Below are 20,747 nucleotides of genomic sequence, written 5' to 3'. Positions count from 1 at the left end.
ACGCCATGAGCCCGAATCCAGCGACCTACGAGGACATCCGCTACGAGGAGCGCGCCGACGGCGTCGCCTTCATCACCATCAACCGGCCGGACCGCTACAACGCCTTCCGCAGCCGGACGGTGGAAGAACTGATCGATGCGTTTCAGCGCGCCGGCTGGAACCGCGCCATCGGCGTCATCGTCCTGGGCGGCGCCGGCGACAAGGCCTTCTGCACCGGCGGTGACCAGGGCGCCCATGATGGCCAGTATGACGGGCGCGGCACGATCGGCCTGCCGATTGAGGAACTGCAGACGCTGATCCGCGACGTGCCGAAGCCGGTGATCTGCCGCGTCCAGGGCTATGCCATCGGCGGCGGCAACGTGCTGGCGACGATCTGCGACCTCACCATCGCGTCCGAGCGTGCCCAGTTCGGCCAGGTCGGTCCGAAGGTCGGCTCCGTCGATCCGGGCTTCGGCACGGCCTATCTCGCCCGCGTCGTCGGCGAGAAGAAGGCGCGCGAGATCTGGTACCTGTGCCGCCGCTACACGGCCGCCGAGGCCGAGCGCATGGGCCTCGTCAACTGCGTCGTGCCGCACGACCAGCTCGATGCCGAGGTGGACCGCTGGTGCGCCGAACTGATGGAGAAGAGCCCGACGGCCATCGCCATCGCCAAGCGGTCCTTCAATGCCGATACCGAAAGCATCCGCGGCATCGGCTCCCTCGGCATGCAGGCGCTGTCGCTCTACTACGACACCGAGGAATCGAAGGAGGGCGGCCGCGCCTTCCGCGAGAAGCGCAAGCCGAACTTCCGCAAATAGGCGGTTTCGGGCGGCCGCTCAGTCTTCGCCGGCTTCGGCATGCATCTGCCGGAACACGCGCGGTGCACAGCCGGCGTGGCGGGCGAAGAAGCGGCTGAAATAGGCCATGTCCTGAAAGCCGCAATCGAAGGCGATCTCCGAGATGCGCTTGCGGGTGTAGATGAGCTCCCGCTTGCACTCCAGGACGATGCGCTCGTGCTGGATGGCGAGCGGGCCCTTGCCCACCGCCTTGGTGGTGATGGCGTGCAGCCGGTCGGTGGTGATGCCGAGCGCCTTCGCCGTCTCCTTCATCGTCGGCTGGGTGCGAAAGCTCCGCTCGACATATTCGCGGAACCGCCGGAACTCGGAGGCCTGCACGGTGCCGAGATGCCGGTCGAGCGTGTCGAGCGTCTTCAGCCGCAGCATGGCGACGAGCAGCAGGGAGATCGTCGCGACCACCACGGTGTCGCCTGCGGTGCGCGGCAGGTCCTGTTCGCGCGCCACGGCGGTCATGAGATGGCGCACGTCGATGCCGATATCGGCTGCGGCCGACAGCGGCGCATAGCGCGGCTCGGCGGCGAGGAAGGACAGCCGGTCGCGGTCGACGCTGCCCTGGATGGCGGCATCCACCACGTCGTCCGAGACGGTCAGGACGAGGCCCTCGGTGCCGGGAATGAACCGGAAGCCGTGGACGACGCCGACCGGCAGCCAGACGATCCACGGCGGGTCCATGGCGATGGCGCGGCCCTCGATGTCCAGAACACCGCCGCCGGACAGCACCAGAATGCACTGGGCAAGGTCCGCATGCCGGTGAGTCGAGATGTGCCAGTCATTGGCAGGCGCGCGCGAGCTGATGCTTTCGATATGCGCATAGCCAGCCGTGCCGCTGTCGGCAGCCAGGCCATAGAGGCCGAAGACCGGGATCCGGTAGACGGACTTCGGCGCGCGGGGGCGGGACATGGTCATGGGCGGCAACCGGTTTTGTCCAAGTTTTTCCCGACGATGACCATACCTGCCGGCACCCGCGCGGGCTAGCGTCTGGGCGCTCCGTCCCGAAAACGACAAGAGGCCCATCAGCCCCGCGCTGTCAGCCCGGAGGATGTCACAATGCGCCATCAGGTCGTCATCATCGGTTCAGGCCCGGCCGGCCTGCTGCTCGGCGCCCTGCTGCACAAGGCAGGCGTCGACACCATCATCCTGGAAGCGAAATCGCGCGACTACGTGCTCTCCCGCATCCGGGCGGGCGTGCTGGAACAGGGCACGGTGGATCTCCTGTCCCATGTCGGTGCCGATGCCCGGCTGCGCCGCGAGGGCCTGCCGCACGAAGGCTTCTGCCTCTGCTTCGACGGCGAGATGCTGCGCATCGACATGAAGGATCTGACCGGCGGCAAGCAGGTCACCGTCTATGGCCAGACCGAGGTGACGCGCGACCTGATGGAGCATCGCGATGCGTCCGGGGCGCCCGCGATCTATGAGGCGGCGGATGTCGCCATCCACGACACCGACACCGGCCATCCCTGCGTGACCTTCACAAAGGATGGCCGCAGCCAGCGCATCGACTGCGACGCCGTCGCCGGCTGCGACGGCTATCACGGCATCAGCCGGCGCACCGTCGAGGACCGTGGCCTCCAGACCTTCGAGCGCACCTATCCGTTCGGCTGGCTCGGACTGCTGGCCGATGTCCCTCCCTGCGCCCACGAGCTCATCTATGTCGCCCACCAGCGAGGCTTTGCCCTCTGCTCCATGCGCTCGCACACCCGCAGCCGCTACTATGTCCAGTGCGAGCTGACGGAGGATGTCGCCAACTGGTCCGACGACCGGTTCTGGGAGGAATTGAAGCTCCGGGTCGGGCCGGAGGTGGCACGGACGATCGTCACCGGCCCCTCGATCGAGAAGTCGATCGCGCCGCTGCGCAGCTTCGTCGCGGAACCGCTGCGCTTCGGCCGGCTGTTCCTCGCCGGCGATGCCGCCCATATCGTGCCCCCGACTGGCGCCAAGGGACTGAATCTCGCCGCCAGCGACGTCCACTACCTGTCGGTCGCGCTCGCCGAGTTCTTCGCCGAGCGTTCCAGCGCCGGCATCGACCATTATTCGGCTCACGCGCTCGACCGCATCTGGAAGGCCGAGCGCTTCTCCTGGTCGATGACCATGCTGATGCACCGCTTCGACAGCCACTCGCCCTTCGAGCAGCGCATGCAGGCGGCCGAGTTCGCCTATCTGCGCTCTTCGCGCACGGCCCGCGCGGCCATGGCGGAGAACTATGTCGGCCTGCCCATGTAGGCGCCGGCGCCGCTATCCGCGCAGCAGTTCGCCGGCAATGATCAGCTTGCGGATTTCGGTCGTGCCGGCGCCAATCTCCAGAAGCTTGGAGGCCCGGTAGAGGCGGTTCACTTCCGTTTCGCGCATGTAGCCGGCGCCGCCGAAAATCTGCACGGCATCGGAGATCACGCGCGTGCAGCCCTCGGCCGCGAACATGATGGCCGCGGCGGTCACCTTGTGGATCTCCCCGCGTCCGCCATCGCCCTCGCCAAGATCGTTGGACTGGGCAAGCGTGCGGTAGCAGAGCGCCTTCATGGCCTCGACGGTCACATACATCTCGGCGAGCTTGCCCTGGACAAGCTGGAACTCGCCGATCGCCCGGCCGAACTGCGTGCGGGTCCTCGCATAGTCGATGGCCAGCTCGAGCGCCCGCTCGGCCATGCCGACATTGATCATCGCGACGATGGCACGTTCCAGGTCGAGCCCGCTCATGACGACCGCGACGCCGCGGTTCTCCTCGCCCACCATGTTGGCTGCCGGCACGCGGCAATCGTCGAAGGTCAGCTCCGCCGTGGTCGAGCCGCGAAACCCCATCTTGTCGAGCTTCTGGGCGACCGCAAATCCGGGCGTGCCCTTCTCGACCACGAACGCCGAGATGCCCTTGGCACCTCTCGATCTGTCGGTCTTGGCATAGACGAGGACGACATCCGCCACCGGGCCGTTGGTGATGTAGAGCTTGCGGCCGTTCAGCACGTAGTGGTCGCCGTCGCGCGTGGCGGTCGTCGCCATGGAGCCCAGCGCGTCGGAGCCGGCGCCGGGCTCGGTCAGAGCCAGTGCGCCGATCCGCGAGCCGTCGCACAGCCCCGGCACGAAGCGCTGCTTCACCGCGTCGCTGCCGTTGCGCGCAATATTGTTGAGGCAGAGGTTCTCGTGCGCCACATAGGACAGTGCGACCGACGGATTGTAGCGGGCAAGGCCCTGCGTGATCAGGCCGGAGGTGAAGAAGTCCGAGCCGGCCCCGCCGAGGTCCTCCGGCACGGTGACGCCGAGAAAGCCCATGCCCGCCAGTGCCGGCATGGCCTGCGGCGGCCACCATTCCTCATCGTCCATGCGCGGCTGCAGCGGCAGAAGCTGCTCGCGCGCGAAGTCCGAGGCTGAATCCAGAATCTGCTGGTGTTCCGGCGTCAGATCGAAGCCGGACTGGGGGCTGTTCCGCCCTCCGGTGGCGCTTGTCGACATGGTGTCCTCCCGGGACGTGCCGCCGCTTCGGGCGATTGACAGGCTTAATTGAATGATATTCACTATTGTCGTCTTGGCAAGCGCCCGGGCCTTTTGACAGAGGCGCAGCCGACGAGGAACGCAGTCGACAGGGAGGCGCGCGGCCCTTGCCGCGCGGCATGGACGCGCATGCCCGTGATCAGCGCCAAGCGGATGCAGGACCGTCGGGATTCGATCCTCGACGCCGCGCGTTCAGCCTTTGCCAAGGGCGGGTTCGAGGGCACGTCCATCGCCGATATCGCCCGGTCTGCCGGTGTGTCGGACGGCCTCGTCTATCGCTACTTCGCGAGCAAGCGTGACCTGCTCAATGCGGTTCTCACCGCCTTCTACGAACGCACCATGCTCGACCTGGAGGAGATCGCCGCGCGCGACGCTCCGTTCGAACAGCGGCTGCACGACATCATCCACCGGCATATCGAAGCCTTCGTGGTGGACGCCGATGCCTGCCGCCTGTTCATCTCCGAGGTGCGGACGGCGGCCGACTATCAGGGCTCGGCGGTCCAGCAGCTCAACCGGCGCTACACCTCCATCCTCGTCCGCATCATCGAGAGCGGCATCGCCGCCGGCGAGGTGCGCGACGATATCGAGATGCGGCTGGTCCGCGACGTCATCTTCGGCGCGATCGAGCACCGCACCTGGGCTGCGGTCAACGGGCGCCCGCTCGACGTCGACGCGACCGCCAGGGGCCTTGTCGAACTGCTGCGCTACGGCCTGATGGCGCGGCCGGGGGAGGCCGGCCGGTGAGCACGCTTCCCTTCGACACCCTCCTGATCGCCAATCGCGGCGAGATCGCGCTGAGGATCATCCGCACGGCGAAGCGGATGGGGCTTAGGACGGTGCTCGTCGCCCATGAGGCGGATCGGGGAGCTCCCGCCAATGCCGCCGCCGATATGGTGGTGCCCATCGAGGGGCGCACCGGCGTGGCCGCCTATCTCGACGTCGGGCAGATCATCGAGGCGGCCCTGCGGACCGGTGCGGGAGCCATTCACCCCGGCTACGGCTTCCTGTCCGAGAATGCCGGTTTCGCGCGGGCGGTCTCGGGCGCCGGCATCGCCTTTGTCGGGCCGACGGCCGAGGCCATCGACCTGATGGGCGACAAGGTGCGCGCCCGCGCCTTCGTCGCCGCGCGCGGCTTTCCCGTCGCCCCCTCCGCCATCGAGGACGACGACCCGCAAACCTTTGTGGAACGGGCCCGTGCCCTCGGCGGACCGCTCCTGGTCAAGCCATCGGCCGGCGGCGGCGGCAAGGGCATGCGGATCGTCCGCGACATGGCGCTGCTGGACCAGGAGATCGCCCAGGCGCGCTCGGAGGGCGAGCGCTATTTCGGCGACGGACGGCTCTATGTGGAGCGCTTCGTCGAGCAGCCCCGCCATATCGAGGTGCAGGTCATGGGCGATGCCCATGGCACGGTCGTCCATCTCGGCGAGCGCGAATGCTCCGTCCAGCGCCGGTTCCAGAAGATCGTCGAGGAGACGCCTTCGCCGGCCCTCGACGCCGCGGAACGCGAGCGCATCTGCGAGACCGCCGCCGGCATCGCCCGCGCCGCCGGCTACCGCAATGCCGGCACGGTCGAGTTCATCTACGGGCGCGGGGACTTCTACTTCCTCGAGATGAACACCCGTCTGCAGGTCGAGCATCCCGTCACCGAGGCGGTCACCGGCATCGATCTCGTGGAGACGCAGCTGCGCGTGGCGGCCGGCGAGCGCCTTGCCTTCGGCCAGGGCGACATCCGCAGCCGGGGCCACGCCATCGAACTGCGTATCTATGCGGAATCGGCCGCGCGCGGCTTCACCCCGACCACCGGCCCGGTTCTGGCCCTGCGCCTGCCCGGGGGCGAGGGCATCCGCGTCGATGCCGGCATCGCCGAGGGCCAGCGGGTGACCACGGCCTTCGACCCCATGCTGGCCAAGCTCATCGTTCATGCGCCGGATCGCACCGCGGCCATCGCGCGGGCGCGCGCAGCGCTCGCCGACTTCGCCCTGCTCGGCTGCGAAACCAACATCGCCTTCCTCGACCGCCTCGTCGCCGATCCCGCCTTCGCGCGCGGCGAGGTCCATACCGGCTGGCTCGACGCCAATCCGGCGCTCGCGGCAGACCCCGACATCGCCCCGGACCTGCGCCTGAAGCTTGCCGCCATCGCCGCGCTCGCCACCCGTGCGGTGCGCGACGAGGCCGATGCCGTCCCGGCCCTGCATGCCGCCATGGGCGGGTGGAGGAACTGATGCGGCACGCCTTCGCCATTGCCGGAACCGAGACCGAGGTCTGGCTGAGCCGCGAGGCCGGCGCCTACCGTCTCCATGGCGACGCCGGAACGGCCCGCGTGGCGCTGCAAACGGACGGGCCCGGTGCGGGCCTGACCATCGATGGCCGGCACGAACCGGCGCTGGTCGTCATCGACGGCGAGACGATCCACGTCCATGTCGCCGGCGGCACCTTCGCGCTGCACCATCGCGATCCCGTCCGCCGCTTTGTCGACACCGGCGCGGGCGCCGGGGCCGATGTCGCGCGCGCGCCCATGCCCGGCACGGTGGTGCGCATCGACGTCGCCATCGGCCAGCCCGTCGCCACCGGCGATGCGCTGATCGTGATCGAAAGCATGAAGCTGGAGACCACCATCCGGGCCTGGCAGGACGGGGTGGTCGCCGATCTGCATGTCGCGCCCGGCCAGAGTTTCGATCGCGACGCCGTCCTCGTCACGCTTGCGGCGGAGGCGGCCTGACATGCGCCGGATTCTCTCCTCGATCGACACCCGATCCGCCGAGTTCGCAGCCAATGCTGCGCACAATCGCGAGCTCGCATCCGATCTGAAGGCGATCCAGGAGGCCGCGAGAAGGACGCGCCCGCAGCGCGACCTCGACCGCCTCGCCCGCCAGAACAAGCTGTTCGTGCGCGACCGGATCGAGGCCCTGCTCGACCCGGGGACCCCCTTCCTCGAACTGTCCACTCTGGCCGCCAACCAGGCCTATGAGGACGACGTGCCGGGTGCGGGCATCGTCTCCGGCATCGGCATCGTCGCCGGCCGCGAGGTCATCATCCATGCCGACGATGCCAGCGTGAAGGGTGGAGCCTGGTATCCACTCTCGGTCAAGAAGATCGTCCGTACGCTCGACATCGCCATCGAGAACCGGCTGCCGGTGGTGCATCTGTGCGACAGCGCCGGCGGATTCCTGCCGCTGCAGGCCGAGCTGTTCGGCGACCGCTATCTCGCCGGCCGCATCTTCCGCAACCAGGCGATCCTGTCGAAGATGGGCGTGCCGCAAGTGGCGATCGTGCTCGGCCATTGCACGGCCGGCGGGGCCTATGTGCCGGCGCTCTCCGAATACAATGTCATCGTGCGCGGCACCGGCGCCATCTTCCTTGGCGGCCCGCCGCTGGTGAAGGCGGCGACCGGCGAGGAGGTCACGGTGGAGGAACTCGGCGGCGCCGACGTCCACACCCGCATCTCGGGCACCGCCGACTATCCGGCCGACAACGAGCGCCACGCCATCGCGATTGCCCGCGAGATCGTCGGCACCTTCCCGAAGCGCGCCAAGGCACCGCTCGCCTGGGCCGATCCGGAGCCGCCGGCCTACGACCCGGCGGAGCTCTACGGGATCATTCCGCGCGACATCAAGGTTCAGTTCGACATGCGCGAGGTCATCGCCCGCCTGGTCGATGGCTCTCGCTTCCACGAATATCAGCCGGCTTACGGAACGACGCTGGTCTGCGGCTTCGCCAATCTGTGGGGCTGTCCGGTCGGAATCCTCGCCAACAATGGCGTGCTGTTCAACGACTCGACTCTCAAGGGCGCGCATTTCATGCAGCTCTGCGACCAGAAGCGCGTGCCGATCCTGTTCCTGCAGAACATCACCGGCTACATGGTCGGCCGCGAATACGAGCACCGCGGCATCACCAAGGATGGCGCGAAGATGATCATGGCGGTGGCGGGACTGGAGGTCCCGAAGATCACCGTCATCGTCAACGGCTCGTTCGGTGCCGGCAATTACGGCATGTCGGGCCGGGCCTTCGATCCGCGCTTCCTGTTCATGTGGCCGCAGAGCCAGATCTCGGTCATGGGCGCCGAACAGGCCTCCAACGTGCTGGCCGACATCAAGGTGCGCCAGCTGGCCCGTCACGGCGAGCAGCTGGACGCCGCAGGCATCGCCGCCATCCGCGAGCCGATCCTCGCGGAATACCGCCGCCAGTCCAGCGCCATGTATTCGACCTCGGAAATCTGGGACGACGGCATTCTCGACCCGGTCGATACCCGCAACGCGCTGGCGATCGCGCTCTCGGCCACGCTCAATGCGCCGGGCGGCGATCCCCACTACGGCGTGTTCAGGATGTGAGGGGGACATGACTGAGCCATCCGCCATCCGCAGCCCTCATGCCGATCGACCGGTGGTCCTGTCCTGTGCCGGTCTCAACCGCTCGTTCGGCGGGTTGAAGGCCCTGAAGGACGCGACCCTCGACATCCATGAGGGCGAGATCTTCGGTCTGGTCGGACCCAACGGCTCCGGCAAGACCACGCTGGTCAATGTCGTCACCGGCTTCTACCCGCCCGAGTCCGGGACAGTGACGCTGTTCGGCGAGCCGATCACCGGCCTCGCGCCGCACCGCATTGCCGAGCGGGGCGTTGCCCGAACCTTCCAGAATCTCGCCCTGTTCAAGGGCATGAGCGTGCTCGACAACATCCTGATCGGCCGGCACGTCCACATGCGCCCCTCGGCGCTCGGCGCGCTGTTCTACTGGTGGTGGGCGCAGAAGGAGGAACTGGCCAACCGGCGCATGGTCGAGGAGGTCATCGAGTTCATGCAGCTCCAGGACATCCGCGACGAGCCCGTGGACGTCATTCCGCTCGGCCTGCAGAAGCGGGTGGAGCTTGCCCGTGCGCTGGTCGCCGAGCCGCGCCTCCTCATCCTCGACGAGCCGATGGCCGGCATGAACCAGGAAGAGAAGGAATATATCGCGCGCTTCATCCTCGATGCCCGCGAGGAGCGCGGCGTCACGGTGCTCATCATCGAACACCACATGGACGTGGTCACCGCCATCTGCGACCGGGTCGTCGTTCTGAGCTATGGCGAGATCATCTCGCAGGGCCGGCCGCAGGAGGCCATCGGCCATCCGAAGGTCATCTCTGCCTATCTCGGCGAGCGGGCGGCCAAACGCTACCAGCGCGAGGCGGCATCATGACGGTCCACGCCCCCCTTGCCACCGTTCCGACCGCCTGGCCGACCATGGCCGACGGCGCGCCGGCAACCCTCGTCGCCGCGCTTGCGCGTAATGCGGCGGAGTCCGGCAACCGCGTCGCCTTCCGCGAGCGCAAGTATGGCGTCTGGCAGGAGCAGACATGGGTGCAGGTGCTGGAGGAGGTCGCGGCCATCGCCGCCGCGCTCCAGACCCGCGGCCTGGTCGCCGGCCAGGCCATGACGGTGATCGGCGACAACCGGCCGCGCCTCTACTTCGCGATGCTGGCCGCCAACATGCTGCGGGCCTTTCCCTCGCCCGCCTTCCCGGACATTCCCATCGAGGAACTGATCGCCGCCACCCGCCACGGCGGACCGACGGTGGCGGTGGCCGAGGATCAGGAGCAGGTCGACAAGCTCCTCGAACTGCGTGGCCGCATCGGCCGGCCTGTGACCATCGTCTTCGACGATCCGCGCGGCCTCGGCGGCTATCCCGAACCGGGACTGGTGGCCATGGACACGCTGGTCGCCGAGGGCCGCGAGCGGCTGGCGCGCGAGCCCGGCCTGATGGTCGAACTCGTCGACCGGGCCGGGCCCGACGACATCACCGTGCTGCTTCATTCCTCGGGAACGACCGGCCTGCCCAAGGGCATCCCGCTGCTCCACCGCAACATCACCCGCGGCGTGCTCAACGCAGCCGCCAGCGACTATTTCCGCAAGCACGAGGAACTGTTTGCCTATCTCCCCACCGCCTGGGTCGGCGACTACGTCTTCACCCTCGGCGCGGGCCTGATGCTGACCGCGACCATCAACATCCCCGAGCGGCAGGAAACGGCGATGCACGACCTGCGCGAGGTGTCGCCGACCTTCTATCTCGCCGCGCCGCGCGCCTGGGACCAGATGCTGACCCGGATCCAGGTCGGCATGAAGAACTCCACGCCGATGAAGCGCCGGCTGTTCGATTTCTTCATGCCGCGCGCGGTCGAGCTGGAACGCAAGCACCTTGCCGGGCTTGCGCCGACGCTGTCCGAAAGTGTCGTCCATGCCATCGGCGAAAAGCTCGTCTATGCCCCGCTGCGCGACTATCTCGGCCTGTCGCGCGCCGAACGCGCCTTCACCGGCGGCGAGGCCCTGGGCGAGGACACTTTCCTGTTCTTCCGTGCCCTCGGGATCCGGCTGAAGCAGTTCTACGGCCAGACCGAGACATCGGCGCTGACCGCCGCACAGGCGGAAGGGCGCGTGAAGCTGCACACGGTCGGGCGGCCGATGGAAGGCGTCGAGATGCGGATCGACGACACCGGCGAGATCCTGGTCCGCTCGCCGTCCGTCGTGGAAGGCTATTTCGACGATCCGGAATCTTCCGCGAAGGCGATCGTCGACGGCTGGCTGCATACCGGCGATGCCGGCCGGTTCGAGGACGACGGTGATCTGGTCGTGCTCGGCCGCGTCAGCGAGGTGGTGCGCACGGCCTCCGGCGAACGCTACATCCCGAACTACATCGAGAACCGGCTGAAGTTCTCGCCCTATATCCGCAATGTCGCCGTCATCGGCGCCGGCCGCGACCTGCTCACCGCCATCGTATGCATCGACTTCGAGGCGGTCGGCCACTGGGCGGAGGAGCGGAGTATCTCCTACACCTCCTATGCCGACCTGTCGCAGAAGCCCGAAGTGGAGGGTCTGGTCGCCAGCGTCATCGCCCATGTCAACGAGACCCAGCCGGCCGGGCTGCGCATCCGTCGTTTCGTCAATCTGCACAAGGATTTCGACGCCGACGACGGCGAGATCACCCGGACGCGCAAGCTGCGCCGCAACATCATCGAGACGACCTATGGGCCGCTGATCGAGGCTCTCTACAGCGGTGTGCGCGAGACCGTCTACGACGCCGCCATAACCTACGAGAGTGGCGAGCACGGCATCATCCGCCGGACCCTGAAGATCAGCGAGGTGGCCGCCTGATGGACTACGTTCTCATCGCCGAACTTGCCATCTCGGGCGTCTTCGTCGGGCTGATGTACGGCCTCGTCTCGCTCGGCATCGTGCTGATCTACAAGACCTCCGGACTGGTCAATCTGGCACAGGGCGCGCTCGCCATGACCGGGGCCTATGTCACCTGGGCCATCACGGCCGGGCTCGGCGCCCCCATGTGGCTCGCCATCATCGTGGCCATCGTCGTCCTGTTCGGCCTTGGCCTTGCGGTCGAGCGCGTGGCGCTGCGCCGGATGATCGGCCAGCCGGTGATCATGACCATCATGCTGACGCTCGGCATCGAGATCATGCTGCGCGGCCTCATGCCGGGGGTGTTCGGCGCCGCGGTCAAGCGTCTCGACATCGGCATCCCGCAGGCCCCGATCTTCATCGGCGAGATGCTCATCAACCGCGCCACCCTGATCGGGGGACTGATCGCACTCGGCCTGATCGTCGTCTCGCTGGTGTTCTTCAACTCGCGCTACGGCATCGAGATGCGGGCCGTGGCCGACGACCAGACCGCCTCGTGGTCGGTGGGCATCCGGGTCGAGCGGGCCATCGCCATTGCCTGGGGCCTGGGAGCGGCCACCGCCACCTCGGCCGGCATCCTGTGGGGCGCCACGCAGGGCGTCGACTGGTCGCTGTCGCTTCTGCTCATCAAGGCGCTGGCCATCGCCATCCTCGGCGGGCTGGATTCCATTCCCGGTGTGCTGCTCGCCGGCCTCATCGTCGGGGTCGCCGAGAGCCTTGCCACCGGCATCATCGATCCGATGGTCGGTGCCGGGACGCGCGACATCGTCGCCTCGGTGATCATCCTCATGACGCTGCTGCTCAAGCCTCACGGCCTGTTCGGCCGCGAGCATATCGAGCGCGTGTGAGGAGATCGCCATGTTCTACCGCCGCGCCGGCATCCGCCACACCCGCTACCAGGACGAAAGGCAGCTGTTCCCGCTGCGCTTCGACAGGTTCCTCATCCTGGCCGTGCTGGCGGTGCTGCTCACGGCGCCCCTGCTGCTCGACCGGTTCTATGTCGCCGGCTACCTCCTGCCCTGGCTGATCTGGTCGTCGGCGGCGCTCGGGCTGAACTTCCTGATGGGCGGCGCCGGCCAGATCCATCTCGGCTACGGCGCGGTCATGGCCATCGGCGCCTATGGCTCGGTCCATCTGGTCCGCGCCGGCGTGCCGCTGGAATTCGCGATGATCGCCGGCGGGCTGCTGTCCGCTTCCGTCGGCATCATCTTCGGCGCGGCGGCCCTGCGCGTGAAGGGCATCTACCTCGCCATGGCGACGCTCGCCATGCAGTACATCGTGGACTTCGTCATCGCCCAGGTGCCGGCCATTTCCGGCGGCTCGCTTGCAACCCTCCAGGTGCCGCCGGTGACGTTTCTCGGCATCGGCCTGCGCGGCGAGATCGAGACCTACTATTTCGCGCTGGGTGTGTGCTTCGTGATCACCCTGTTCATGCTCAATGTCGGTCGCACCTCGTTCGGCAGGGCGCTCGCCGCCGTGCGCGAGAAGGACTATGCGGCCCAGATCCTCGGCGTCTCGGTGTTCAAGTACAAGCTGCTGGCCTTCTGGGTCTCGTCCTTCATCGGCGGGGTCGTCGGCTCGGTCCTGGCGGTGTGCTACCTGCGCGCCATCTCGCCCGACCAGTTCCACATCGAACTGTCGATCCAGCTGCTCGCCATGGTCATCGTCGGCGGGCTCGGCTCGATGCTCGGCCCCTTCTTCGGCGCCGCGCTGATCCTGTTCGCGCCCATCGTGCTGAACAACCTGACGGGTGCGATCGCCGGCTCCTTCGGCCTCGCGATCCCCATCGACCTGCGCGCCCATATCCCGCTGATCGCCTATGGCGCGATGGTCATCGGCTTCCTGCTCTACGAGCCGCTCGGGCTCGCCAAGATCTACGCGAACATCCGCAACTACCTGCTCGTCTGGCCGTTCCGCCACGCCCAGCGGTGACGGCTTCCCAACAAAGGGCGGAGGAAACAGACCATGGCCATCAACCGTCGCATTCTCCTGTCGGGTACGGCGGCAGCCGTCGCTGCCCCCGCGCTCCTGCCAACCGGCGTCCTCGGTCAGGAGCGGGTGATCCGCTTCTCCATGCCGCAGGACTTCACCCGCATCTACACCTTCGTGACCTCGGAATATTCCCAGGGACAGCGGGACTATTTCACCCTGATCAACGAGCGCGGCGGCATCAACGGCCACCGCATCGTCGCCGACATCACCGACCACGCCAACGACATGCCGCGCGCCATCGAGGCCTATGAGCGGGCGAAGCGCGAGGGCGCCATCCTTGTCGATCCGCTGTCGACCCCGGTCGCCCGGGCCCTGGTGCCGCGCGCGCTGGAGGACAAGATCAACCTGATCACGGCCTTCTCCGGCCGTAGCGACGCGGCCGACGGCACGGCCTTCCCCTATGTCCTGCCGCTGTCGATCAACTACTGGACCCAGGCGGGCCTCATCATCGAGCATTTCCGCACGATGGAAGGGGGCAACCTGCGCGGCAAGAAGGTGGTGTTCGTCCACATCGACACCCCCTTCGGCAAGGAGCCGCTGCCGATCCTGCAGGTTCTGGCCCAGCGCCAGGGCTTCGAACTGCAGACCTTCCCCTACACCCCGCCCGGCAACGACCAGGCCGCCATCTGGCCGCAGGTGCGCCGCGCCCGGCCGGACTTCGTGATCTTCTGGGGTGCGGCGGTCGGCCAGACCGTGGCGCTGACCGAGGCGATCCGCAACGGCCTGCGCATGGACCGGGTCTCGTCCAGCGTCTGGCTCTCCGAATCGGACATGGAGGTCGTGGGCAAGGATGCGGCCAAGGGCGTGATGAAGGTGGAGCCCTGCGCCAGCGGCCGCGACCCCAAGCCGATCCAGGACATCCTCACGGAGGTGGTGGCCAAGGGCAAGGGCGCGGGCGCCGAGGGCAAGGTCGGCACCAGCTACTACAATTACGGTGTCCAGATGGCCTCCCTCATGGTCGAGGGCTGCCGCATGGCCTTCCAGAAGGCGCCCAACGGCCCGATCACCGGCGCCTGGCTCAACGAGGGCCTGCGCTCGATCAGCAACTTCACCGCCGACGGCATGCTGCCGCCGACCACCGTCACCAAGGAAGACCACCAGGGCGGCGGCCGTGGCCGCGTCTCGCGCTGGGACGGTGCGAAATTCGTGCCGGCGACCGACTGGTTCACCGCCAACCAGGACGTCGTCTGGGGCGAGGTGCGCAAATATTCGGAGGAGTTCCGCCGCACCGGCAAGTGAGCGCTCTGACTGTCTGACCATTCCACCGGCGGGCGGGGTGCAAGCGCCCCGCCCGCGCCTTCCCGACGGAGCCGTCCATGACCCTCCTGACCCTCAACAATGTGGAGGTCGCCTATGACCGCGTGTTTCTCGCGGTCAAGGGCGTGTCCATCGACGTGCCCGAACGCGGCCTCGTCGCCCTGCTGGGGGCCAACGGCGCCGGCAAGAGCACGGTCCTGAAATCGGTCAGCGGCCTGCTCAAGCCCGAGCGCGGCGAGGTCTCGCGCGGCGACGTCACCTTTGCCGGCGAGGATATCCTCGCCCTCGACCCGCCCGACCGTGTGCGCCGCGGCATCGTCCATGTGCTCGAGGGGCGCCGCGTCTTCGGCCATCTCACCCCGCAGGAGAACCTGCTGGCCGCGGCCTCCATGCACACCGATCGCGGCCATGTTTCGGCGCTCATCGACCGCATGTTCGAGACGTTTCCGCGCCTCGCCCAGCGCGCCAAGGCCAAGGCCGGCTATCTGTCCGGCGGCGAGCAGCAGATGCTGGCAATCGCCCGCGCGCTGATGACCGAGCCGAAGCTGCTCATGCTCGACGAGCCGAGCCTTGGCCTTGCGCCGTTCCTGGTCGACGAGATCTTCGACATCATCCGGCGCATCAACGCCGAGAGCGGCGTGGCCGTGCTGCTGGTCGAGCAGAACGCCATCGCCGCGCTGGACATTGCCGAGACCGGCTATCTCATCGAGAACGGCCGCATCCTGATGAGCGGCCCGGCGGCCGTCCTCAGCGCCAATCCCGACATCGCCGAGGCCTATCTTGGCGGCCATTCGCGGGTAGACTACCACGCGGTCAAGCACTACCGGCGGCGCAAGCGCTGGCTCGCCTGACCCCGGCTTTCCTTGCAGGCATGACCCGATGATTTCCATCAGCGACGAGACCACGATCGGCGAAGCCTTCGACCTTGCCGCCCTGACCTATCCGGATCGCGCCTTCCTGGCCGCGCCCTCGGGCCGACACAAGCCCTATCACCAGGACGGCTGGGAGATCGGCTTCGCCGCCGCCCATCGGCAGGTCGCGGACATGGCGGAAGCCTTTCGCGCCGCCGGCTTCGGCCATGGCCACCGGCTTGCCATGCTGCTCGACAACCGGCCGGAGCATTTCCTGGTCAAGCTGGCGCTGAACCGGATCGGTGCCACCTGCGTGCCGGTCAATCCGGACTACCGGGCCGGCGAAATCGCCTATCTCCTCGAACATGCCGGTGTCGACCAGGCCCTCGTCGCCCCGGAGCGGCGCGAGCAGATGGAAGCCGGCATGGCGCAGAGCGGCCATAAGGCCCCGATCGTCGCCTTCGAGGACCTCGGCGCGCTGGTCGCCCCTGCAACGCCTGCCCGCAGCGGTGCCGTCACGGCCGAGACAGAGGCCAGCATCCTCTACACGTCCGGCACGACCGGCCGGCCCAAGGGCTGCATCCTCTCCCACGGCTACGAGCTTGCCTCGGGCGCCTGGTATGCGCGCTGCGGTCACCTGGCCGCCTTCCGGCCGGAGGGCGAGCGCATCTACAACCCGCTGCCGGTCTATCACGTCAATTCTTCCATCGTGTCGTTCTATGCGGCTCTGCTCAGCGGCAGCTGCCAGATCCAGGCCGACCGCTTCCATCCCGGCCGCTGGTGGCCGGAAGTGCGCGAGACGCGCGCCTCCATCGTCCACTATCTCGGGGTGATCGTGCCCATGCTGCTCGGCCAGCCGCGGCGGGACGACGAGGGCGCCCCCACCGTGCGCTTTGCCATCGGCGCCGGTGCCGAGCCGCAGCTTCACGCCGCTTTCGAGGAGCGCTTCGGCTTCCCGCTCATCGAGGTCTGGGGCATGACCGAAATGGTCCGCATCCTCATCGACAACGAGCCGCCCCGCAGCGTCGGCACCCGCGCCTTCGGCCGGCCGGTGCCCGGCATCGACGTGCGCGTGGTCGATGGCGAGGACCGCGACGTGCCACGGGGCGAGGCCGGCGAGATGGTCATCCGCCATTCCGCCGCGACACCGCGCAAGCACTTCTTCTCCGGCTATCTGAAGGACGAGGCCGCGACGGCCGAGGCCTGGCGCGGCGGCTGGTTCCATACCGGCGACACGGTGCGGCAGAGCCCGGACGGCATGCTGCATTTCGTCGACCGCAAGAAGAACATCATCCGCCGCTCGGGCGAGAACATCGCCGCTGCCGAGATCGAGGCGGTCCTGCAGGCGCACGACCTGGTCAAGGCGGTTGCCGTGCTGGCCGTGCCCGACGAGGTGCGCGAGGAGGAGGTCTGGGCCGCTGTCGTGCTTCATGATCCGGGACTGGCCGGCCAGGCGACCGCCGACCTGCTGTTCGAGACCTGCAATGTAGCGCTTGCCTATTTCAAGGCGCCGGGCTGGCTGCACTTCGTGGAAAGCCTTCCGACCACCGGCACGCAGAAGATCCAGAAGCACGTCATCTATCCGGCCGGCACCGATCCGCGCAGCCTGCCGGGCGTGATCGATCTGAGGTCTCGGAAGAAGCGCAATCCCGGCCGCTGACTTGAGGGTTGCCGCCGCTCGTCGATGGCCGCCTGCGGCGACCTGCTGCAGACGGGCAGGTGGCATGGCAGGGCGTGGCCGTGGCACACTGCCAGCGTCGAAGCCTGCGGGGTTGCATGCCCATTCTGGTCGCCACGGATTTCTCCACCCGGTCCGACCGGGCCCTGCGCCGCGCGACGCTGATCGCGCGCCAGACCGGCGCCCGGCTCGTGCTCGCCCACGCGGTGGATGACGACCAGCCGCCCCGCATCCGTGCGGCGGAGGAGCGCGAGGCGGAAGCCCTTCTCACCGAGCTCGCCACCACGGTCTTCACCGTCGATGGCGTCAGCTGCACCTCGGCGATCCTCGTCGGCGATCCCTTCGTCGCCATCGGCGAGGCGGCCGCGAGGCTGCAGGCGAGCCTGGTGGTCATGGGCCCCCACCGCCGCCAGACGCTGCGCGACGTCTTTGTCGGCACCACGGTCGAGCGTACCATCCGGAACAGCGAGACGCCGGTCATCATGGCCAATGCCGTGCCGGCCGGGTCCTATGACCGGGTGCTGGTGGCGACCGACTTCTCCGACGCCTCCTTGCAGGCGGGCCGGCGCGCCGCAAGCCTTGGCCTGCTGGCATCGGCCAGCGTCGCCTTCGCGCATGTGATGGAGGAGCCCGGACCCGGACCGATCCTGCGCTCGGCTTCAACACGCGCCGATCTCGCCGCCGCCGAAGCGGCATCCGAAACCGCGGCCGGCGAGCGGCTTGGCGAGGTGATGACCGCGCTCGCCACCGGTCCGGCCGTTCCGGTGCTCCTGCGACCCGAGACCAGTGTCGCAGCCGCCATCCTGACGGCGGCGCGCCAGCACCGCGCCGATCTCGTGGTGGCTGGATCCCGCGGGGCCTCCGGCCGCTGGTCGCGCTTCATGCTGGGCAGCGTCGCCGGGGATCTGCTCCGCGATGCCGACATGGACGTGCTGGTCGTGCCGTCGGGGTGACCGCTACAGGCCCGGGACGGCCAGCACGTCGCAGGGCGGCACGTTGAGGATGTCCTCTGCGACACTGCCCCAGATCGCGCGCGTCAGGCCCGTCGTACCATGGGTGCCGACCGCGACGAGATCGGCGCCAATGCGCGCGCATTCGGCTCGCAGCACCTCGCCGGGAGCGCCTTCCCTCAGCACCTTCTCGACCGCTCCCGGCTGGGGGCCGGTGGCGATGACCCGTTGCACCAGCCAGTCCATCTCCTCGGCGAGCGCGGCATCGAATTCCAGCCGCTCGTTGTAGCGGACCTCCGAAACGAACTCCTCGCTGCCGAACCGGCCGCGGAACGGAACCTGAAAGGCGTGGACGAGCGTGATCCGCGCGTCGGGCGCCAGCGCCACCGCCCGGCGGATCGCGCGTTTCGAGCAGACCGAGAAGTCCACGCCGATCACCACCGAGCGATAGGGCTTCTCGACCGCCTCGCGGACCAGCAGCACGGGCAGGTAGCTTTCCTTCAGCAGGTGGCCGGCCGTCGTGTCGGCGAAACGATAGGCACCGTCCCGGGTCTGGTCGTGAATGCCGAGCACCATGAGGTCGGCGCGCGCTTCATGGGCGAGGCGGATGATGTCCCGGCGCGGCTTTCCGGCCACCGCCTGGACGACGAGCTTCGGCAGGCCCGGTCCGACCAGCCGCTGGCATTCGCGCTTCAGTGCCGTCTCGGCCCAGCTCAGCGCATGGTCGCGCACCTCGTCGGCCAGGTCCGCATCGACGACATGGGCGACCGTCACCTCGCCGCCGAACTGGCGACCGAGTTCCAGCGCCCGCGACAGGGCCCGTTCGGAGCGGAAGGTGAGGTCGGAAGCAACGAAGATCTTCATGATCGGCTCCGTTCGGGTGCCTGGATGCTCGGGTGAGGGGCGCCGCGGCCGGGCGCCTCAGGGGCGCTCGCGCATGATCGTGTGGCTCTGCTCGCGCATGAATTGCGGCAGGTACCAGGTGCCGAGCCCGCCCTTGGAGCCGGTGCCCGAGCCCTTCCAGCCGCAGAAGGTCTGCGTCCCCGGCCAGGCGCCGGTGGTCGCGCCGCTCGCCCGGTTGGCGTAGAGAACGCCGGCCTCGGCGGTGTCGAGGAACAGGTCGAGATCTGCCGCGTCGGCCGTGTAGATGCCGGCCGTCAGGCCATAGCGTACGGCATTGCCGCGGCTGATCGCATCATCAAGTTCCGTGAATGAACGCACGGTGAGGAAGGGAAGGAACAGCTCCTCGCGGTGCAACGCGTGGTCATCGGGAAGGCCGATCGCGATGGTGGGCTGGCAATAGGCGCCGCGGTCGAACAATCCGCCGGAGAGCAGTGCCCCGCCGGCAACGCGCGCGCCCGCCGCGCGTGCACCCGCAACAGACTGTTCAAACCGCTGCCTCGCCGCCTCGCTGATGAGCGGGCCTATGAAGACATGTCTCTCGCAGGGGTCGCCGATCACCAAGGCTCCGGCCGCCGCCTCCAGCCGCTCCAGGAAGGGCGCGCGCACCGCCTCGTGCACGAAGACCACCGATCCGGCCGAGCATTTCTGCCCCTGCAGCCCGAAGGCCGAGCGCACCATGCCGGCCGCCGCCGTTTCGAGATCGGCCGAGGCGGTGACATAGGTCGGATTCTTGCCGCCCATCTCGGCGAGAACCGGCCGGGCATGGACACCGCCGGCGCCGAAACCGCGCAGGATCGCCATGCCCACCTGATGCGAGCCGGTGAACGCGATGCCGTCGATGCCCGGATGAGCGACGATGGCCGCCCCCGTCTCCGCGCCCCCGCAGAGGAGGCTGAACACGCCCTCCGGCACGCCCGCTTCGATGAGGCAGCCCGCGAGCAGGCGTCCGGTGAGACCGGCCATGGGGCTCGGCTTGAACACGACGGTATTGCCCGCAAGGAGGGCCGAGACGGCCATGCCGGCCGACAGCGCGACGGGAAAGTTGAATGGCGCGATGACGCCGAACACGCCGAAGGGGCGGAGACGGTCGCGGGTTTCCTCGCGCGGATTGGCGCGCTCAAGCGGCCGGTCCCAACCCCGGTTCGCCTCCATCTCGGTGGCATAGAAGCGGATCAGGTCGATGGTCTCCTCCACCTCGCCGAGGGCTTCCATGCGCGACTTGCCCACCTCGATCAGACAGGCGATGGCGATCTCGAACTTGCGGGCCTCGACATGGTCGGCGGCCTTGCGGGCGATGGCCACGCGCGCCTCCCAGCCCATCCGCGCCCAGGCCGGCTGCGCCTTGCGCGCGGCACGGACGGCCGCATCGACGGCTTCGGGCGAGGCGGCGAAGAAGGTGCCGAGCGGGAGGCCGCGGTCGATGGGGGAGGCGGCGACATAGGCGCTGCCGTCGCGGCTGTCGCGGCCGGCAACGAGGTTCGGCCGGTCCTGTCCGAGCAGCCCGTCCTTCACCTCCGCGATGACCGCGTCGAGATGGGCATGGACGCCGGAAAAGTCCTCCCCGATGTTGGAATAGGTCACGCGGGGCAGGCTGGCCGGGCCAGCGACGGGGCGTTCATCCGACATGGATCGGTCCTCGGGTC

At 68.4% G+C, this 20,747-nt stretch carries 18 protein-coding genes; 14 read left to right on the top strand and 4 right to left on the bottom strand.

The features are described from left to right. Positions 1-5: 5 nt before the first annotated feature. Positions 6-797 (top strand): 2-ketocyclohexanecarboxyl-CoA hydrolase, encoded by a 792-nt coding sequence (gene badI, locus ACTIFS_RS00395; protein WP_439572049.1) that lies wholly within the window; start codon positions 6-8, stop codon positions 795-797. An 18-nt stretch (positions 798-815) separates the two neighbouring features. Here the strand turns inward: badI and ACTIFS_RS00390 are convergent, their stop codons facing one another. Then, positions 816-1,742 (bottom strand): helix-turn-helix domain-containing protein, encoded by a 927-nt coding sequence (locus ACTIFS_RS00390; RefSeq protein ID WP_439572048.1) that lies wholly within the window; start codon positions 1,740-1,742, stop codon positions 816-818. Between the two features lie 141 nt (positions 1,743-1,883). Here ACTIFS_RS00390 and pobA point away from each other — a divergent pair, with 141 nt between their 5' ends. Then, entirely contained in the window at positions 1,884-3,056 is a 1,173-nt protein-coding gene (pobA, locus tag ACTIFS_RS00385) for a 4-hydroxybenzoate 3-monooxygenase (protein ID WP_439572047.1), read from the top strand. Positions 3,057-3,068: 12 nt separating this feature from the next. Here pobA and ACTIFS_RS00380 read toward each other — a convergent pair whose 3' ends face one another. Beyond that, positions 3,069-4,274 carry an acyl-CoA dehydrogenase family protein gene (locus ACTIFS_RS00380; RefSeq protein WP_439572046.1) on the bottom strand — a complete coding sequence of 402 codons (1,206 nt, stop codon included), beginning with the start codon at positions 4,272-4,274 and terminating at the stop codon, positions 3,069-3,071. 168 nt (positions 4,275-4,442) lie between these two features. On the opposite strand from ACTIFS_RS00380, the gene ACTIFS_RS00375 reads away from it, so the two are divergent. The 12 genes from ACTIFS_RS00375 to ACTIFS_RS00320 all read left to right on the top strand — a co-directional run bounded on the left by ACTIFS_RS00375 (position 4,443) and on the right by ACTIFS_RS00320 (position 18,204). Then, the gene (locus ACTIFS_RS00375; protein ID WP_439572045.1) at positions 4,443-5,057 is read left to right on the top strand and encodes a TetR/AcrR family transcriptional regulator; all 615 of its coding nucleotides are present in this window, start codon (positions 4,443-4,445) and stop codon (positions 5,055-5,057) included. After that, entirely contained in the window at positions 5,054-6,535 is a 1,482-nt protein-coding gene (locus tag ACTIFS_RS00370; protein WP_439572044.1) for an acetyl-CoA carboxylase biotin carboxylase subunit, read from the top strand. The genes ACTIFS_RS00375 and ACTIFS_RS00370 overlap by 4 nt, the downstream gene beginning before the upstream one ends. Further along, positions 6,535-7,032 carry an acetyl-CoA carboxylase biotin carboxyl carrier protein subunit gene (locus ACTIFS_RS00365; RefSeq protein ID WP_439572043.1) on the top strand — a complete coding sequence of 166 codons (498 nt, stop codon included), beginning with the start codon at positions 6,535-6,537 and terminating at the stop codon, positions 7,030-7,032. Before ACTIFS_RS00370 ends, ACTIFS_RS00365 begins: the two co-directional genes overlap by 1 nt. A gap of 1 nt (position 7,033) precedes the next feature. Further along, positions 7,034-8,641, top strand: a complete 1,608-nt coding sequence (locus tag ACTIFS_RS00360) for an acyl-CoA carboxylase subunit beta (RefSeq protein ID WP_439572042.1) — start codon at positions 7,034-7,036, stop codon at positions 8,639-8,641. A 7-nt stretch (positions 8,642-8,648) separates the two neighbouring features. Further along, positions 8,649-9,485: an ABC transporter ATP-binding protein gene (locus ACTIFS_RS00355; RefSeq protein ID WP_439572041.1), complete on the top strand. Its 837-nt coding sequence runs from the start codon at positions 8,649-8,651 to the stop codon at positions 9,483-9,485. Beyond that, positions 9,482-11,434: an AMP-dependent synthetase/ligase gene (locus ACTIFS_RS00350; protein WP_439572040.1), complete on the top strand. Its 1,953-nt coding sequence runs from the start codon at positions 9,482-9,484 to the stop codon at positions 11,432-11,434. Before ACTIFS_RS00355 ends, ACTIFS_RS00350 begins: the two co-directional genes overlap by 4 nt. After that, entirely contained in the window at positions 11,434-12,321 is an 888-nt protein-coding gene (locus ACTIFS_RS00345) for a branched-chain amino acid ABC transporter permease (RefSeq protein ID WP_439572039.1), read from the top strand. Before ACTIFS_RS00350 ends, ACTIFS_RS00345 begins: the two co-directional genes overlap by 1 nt. Before the next feature lie 10 nt (positions 12,322-12,331). Further along, positions 12,332-13,405, top strand: a complete 1,074-nt coding sequence (locus ACTIFS_RS00340; RefSeq protein WP_439572038.1) for a branched-chain amino acid ABC transporter permease — start codon at positions 12,332-12,334, stop codon at positions 13,403-13,405. 33 nt (positions 13,406-13,438) lie between these two features. Continuing rightward, positions 13,439-14,704, top strand: coding sequence for an ABC transporter substrate-binding protein (locus ACTIFS_RS00335; protein ID WP_439572037.1), 1,266 nt, complete (start codon positions 13,439-13,441; stop codon positions 14,702-14,704). Between the two features lie 77 nt (positions 14,705-14,781). Continuing rightward, positions 14,782-15,573, top strand: a complete 792-nt coding sequence (locus tag ACTIFS_RS00330; protein ID WP_439572036.1) for an ABC transporter ATP-binding protein — start codon at positions 14,782-14,784, stop codon at positions 15,571-15,573. A gap of 28 nt (positions 15,574-15,601) precedes the next feature. Further along, positions 15,602-17,233 (top strand): AMP-binding protein, encoded by a 1,632-nt coding sequence (locus ACTIFS_RS00325; protein WP_439572035.1) that lies wholly within the window; start codon positions 15,602-15,604, stop codon positions 17,231-17,233. Positions 17,234-17,349: 116 nt separating this feature from the next. Then, complete coding sequence (locus ACTIFS_RS00320) at positions 17,350-18,204, top strand: universal stress protein (RefSeq protein ID WP_439572034.1); 855 nt, start codon at positions 17,350-17,352, stop codon at positions 18,202-18,204. Positions 18,205-18,207: 3 nt separating this feature from the next. On the opposite strand, the gene ACTIFS_RS00315 is transcribed toward ACTIFS_RS00320, so the two are convergent. Together ACTIFS_RS00315 and ACTIFS_RS00310 are read right to left on the bottom strand one after the other, a co-directional pair. Next, positions 18,208-19,065, bottom strand: coding sequence for a universal stress protein (locus ACTIFS_RS00315; RefSeq protein ID WP_439572033.1), 858 nt, complete (start codon positions 19,063-19,065; stop codon positions 18,208-18,210). A gap of 57 nt (positions 19,066-19,122) precedes the next feature. Further along, the gene (locus ACTIFS_RS00310) at positions 19,123-20,730 is read right to left on the bottom strand and encodes an aldehyde dehydrogenase family protein (RefSeq protein ID WP_439572032.1); all 1,608 of its coding nucleotides are present in this window, start codon (positions 20,728-20,730) and stop codon (positions 19,123-19,125) included. Positions 20,731-20,747: the final 17 nt, after the last annotated feature.

The sequence above is a fragment of the Phreatobacter sp. genome (genome assembly GCF_051860605.1).
Classification (GTDB): Bacteria; Pseudomonadota; Alphaproteobacteria; order Rhizobiales; family Phreatobacteraceae; genus Phreatobacter.
Note: the sequence above shows the minus strand (reverse complement) of the source record. Positions and strands in the feature narration are given on the sequence as shown.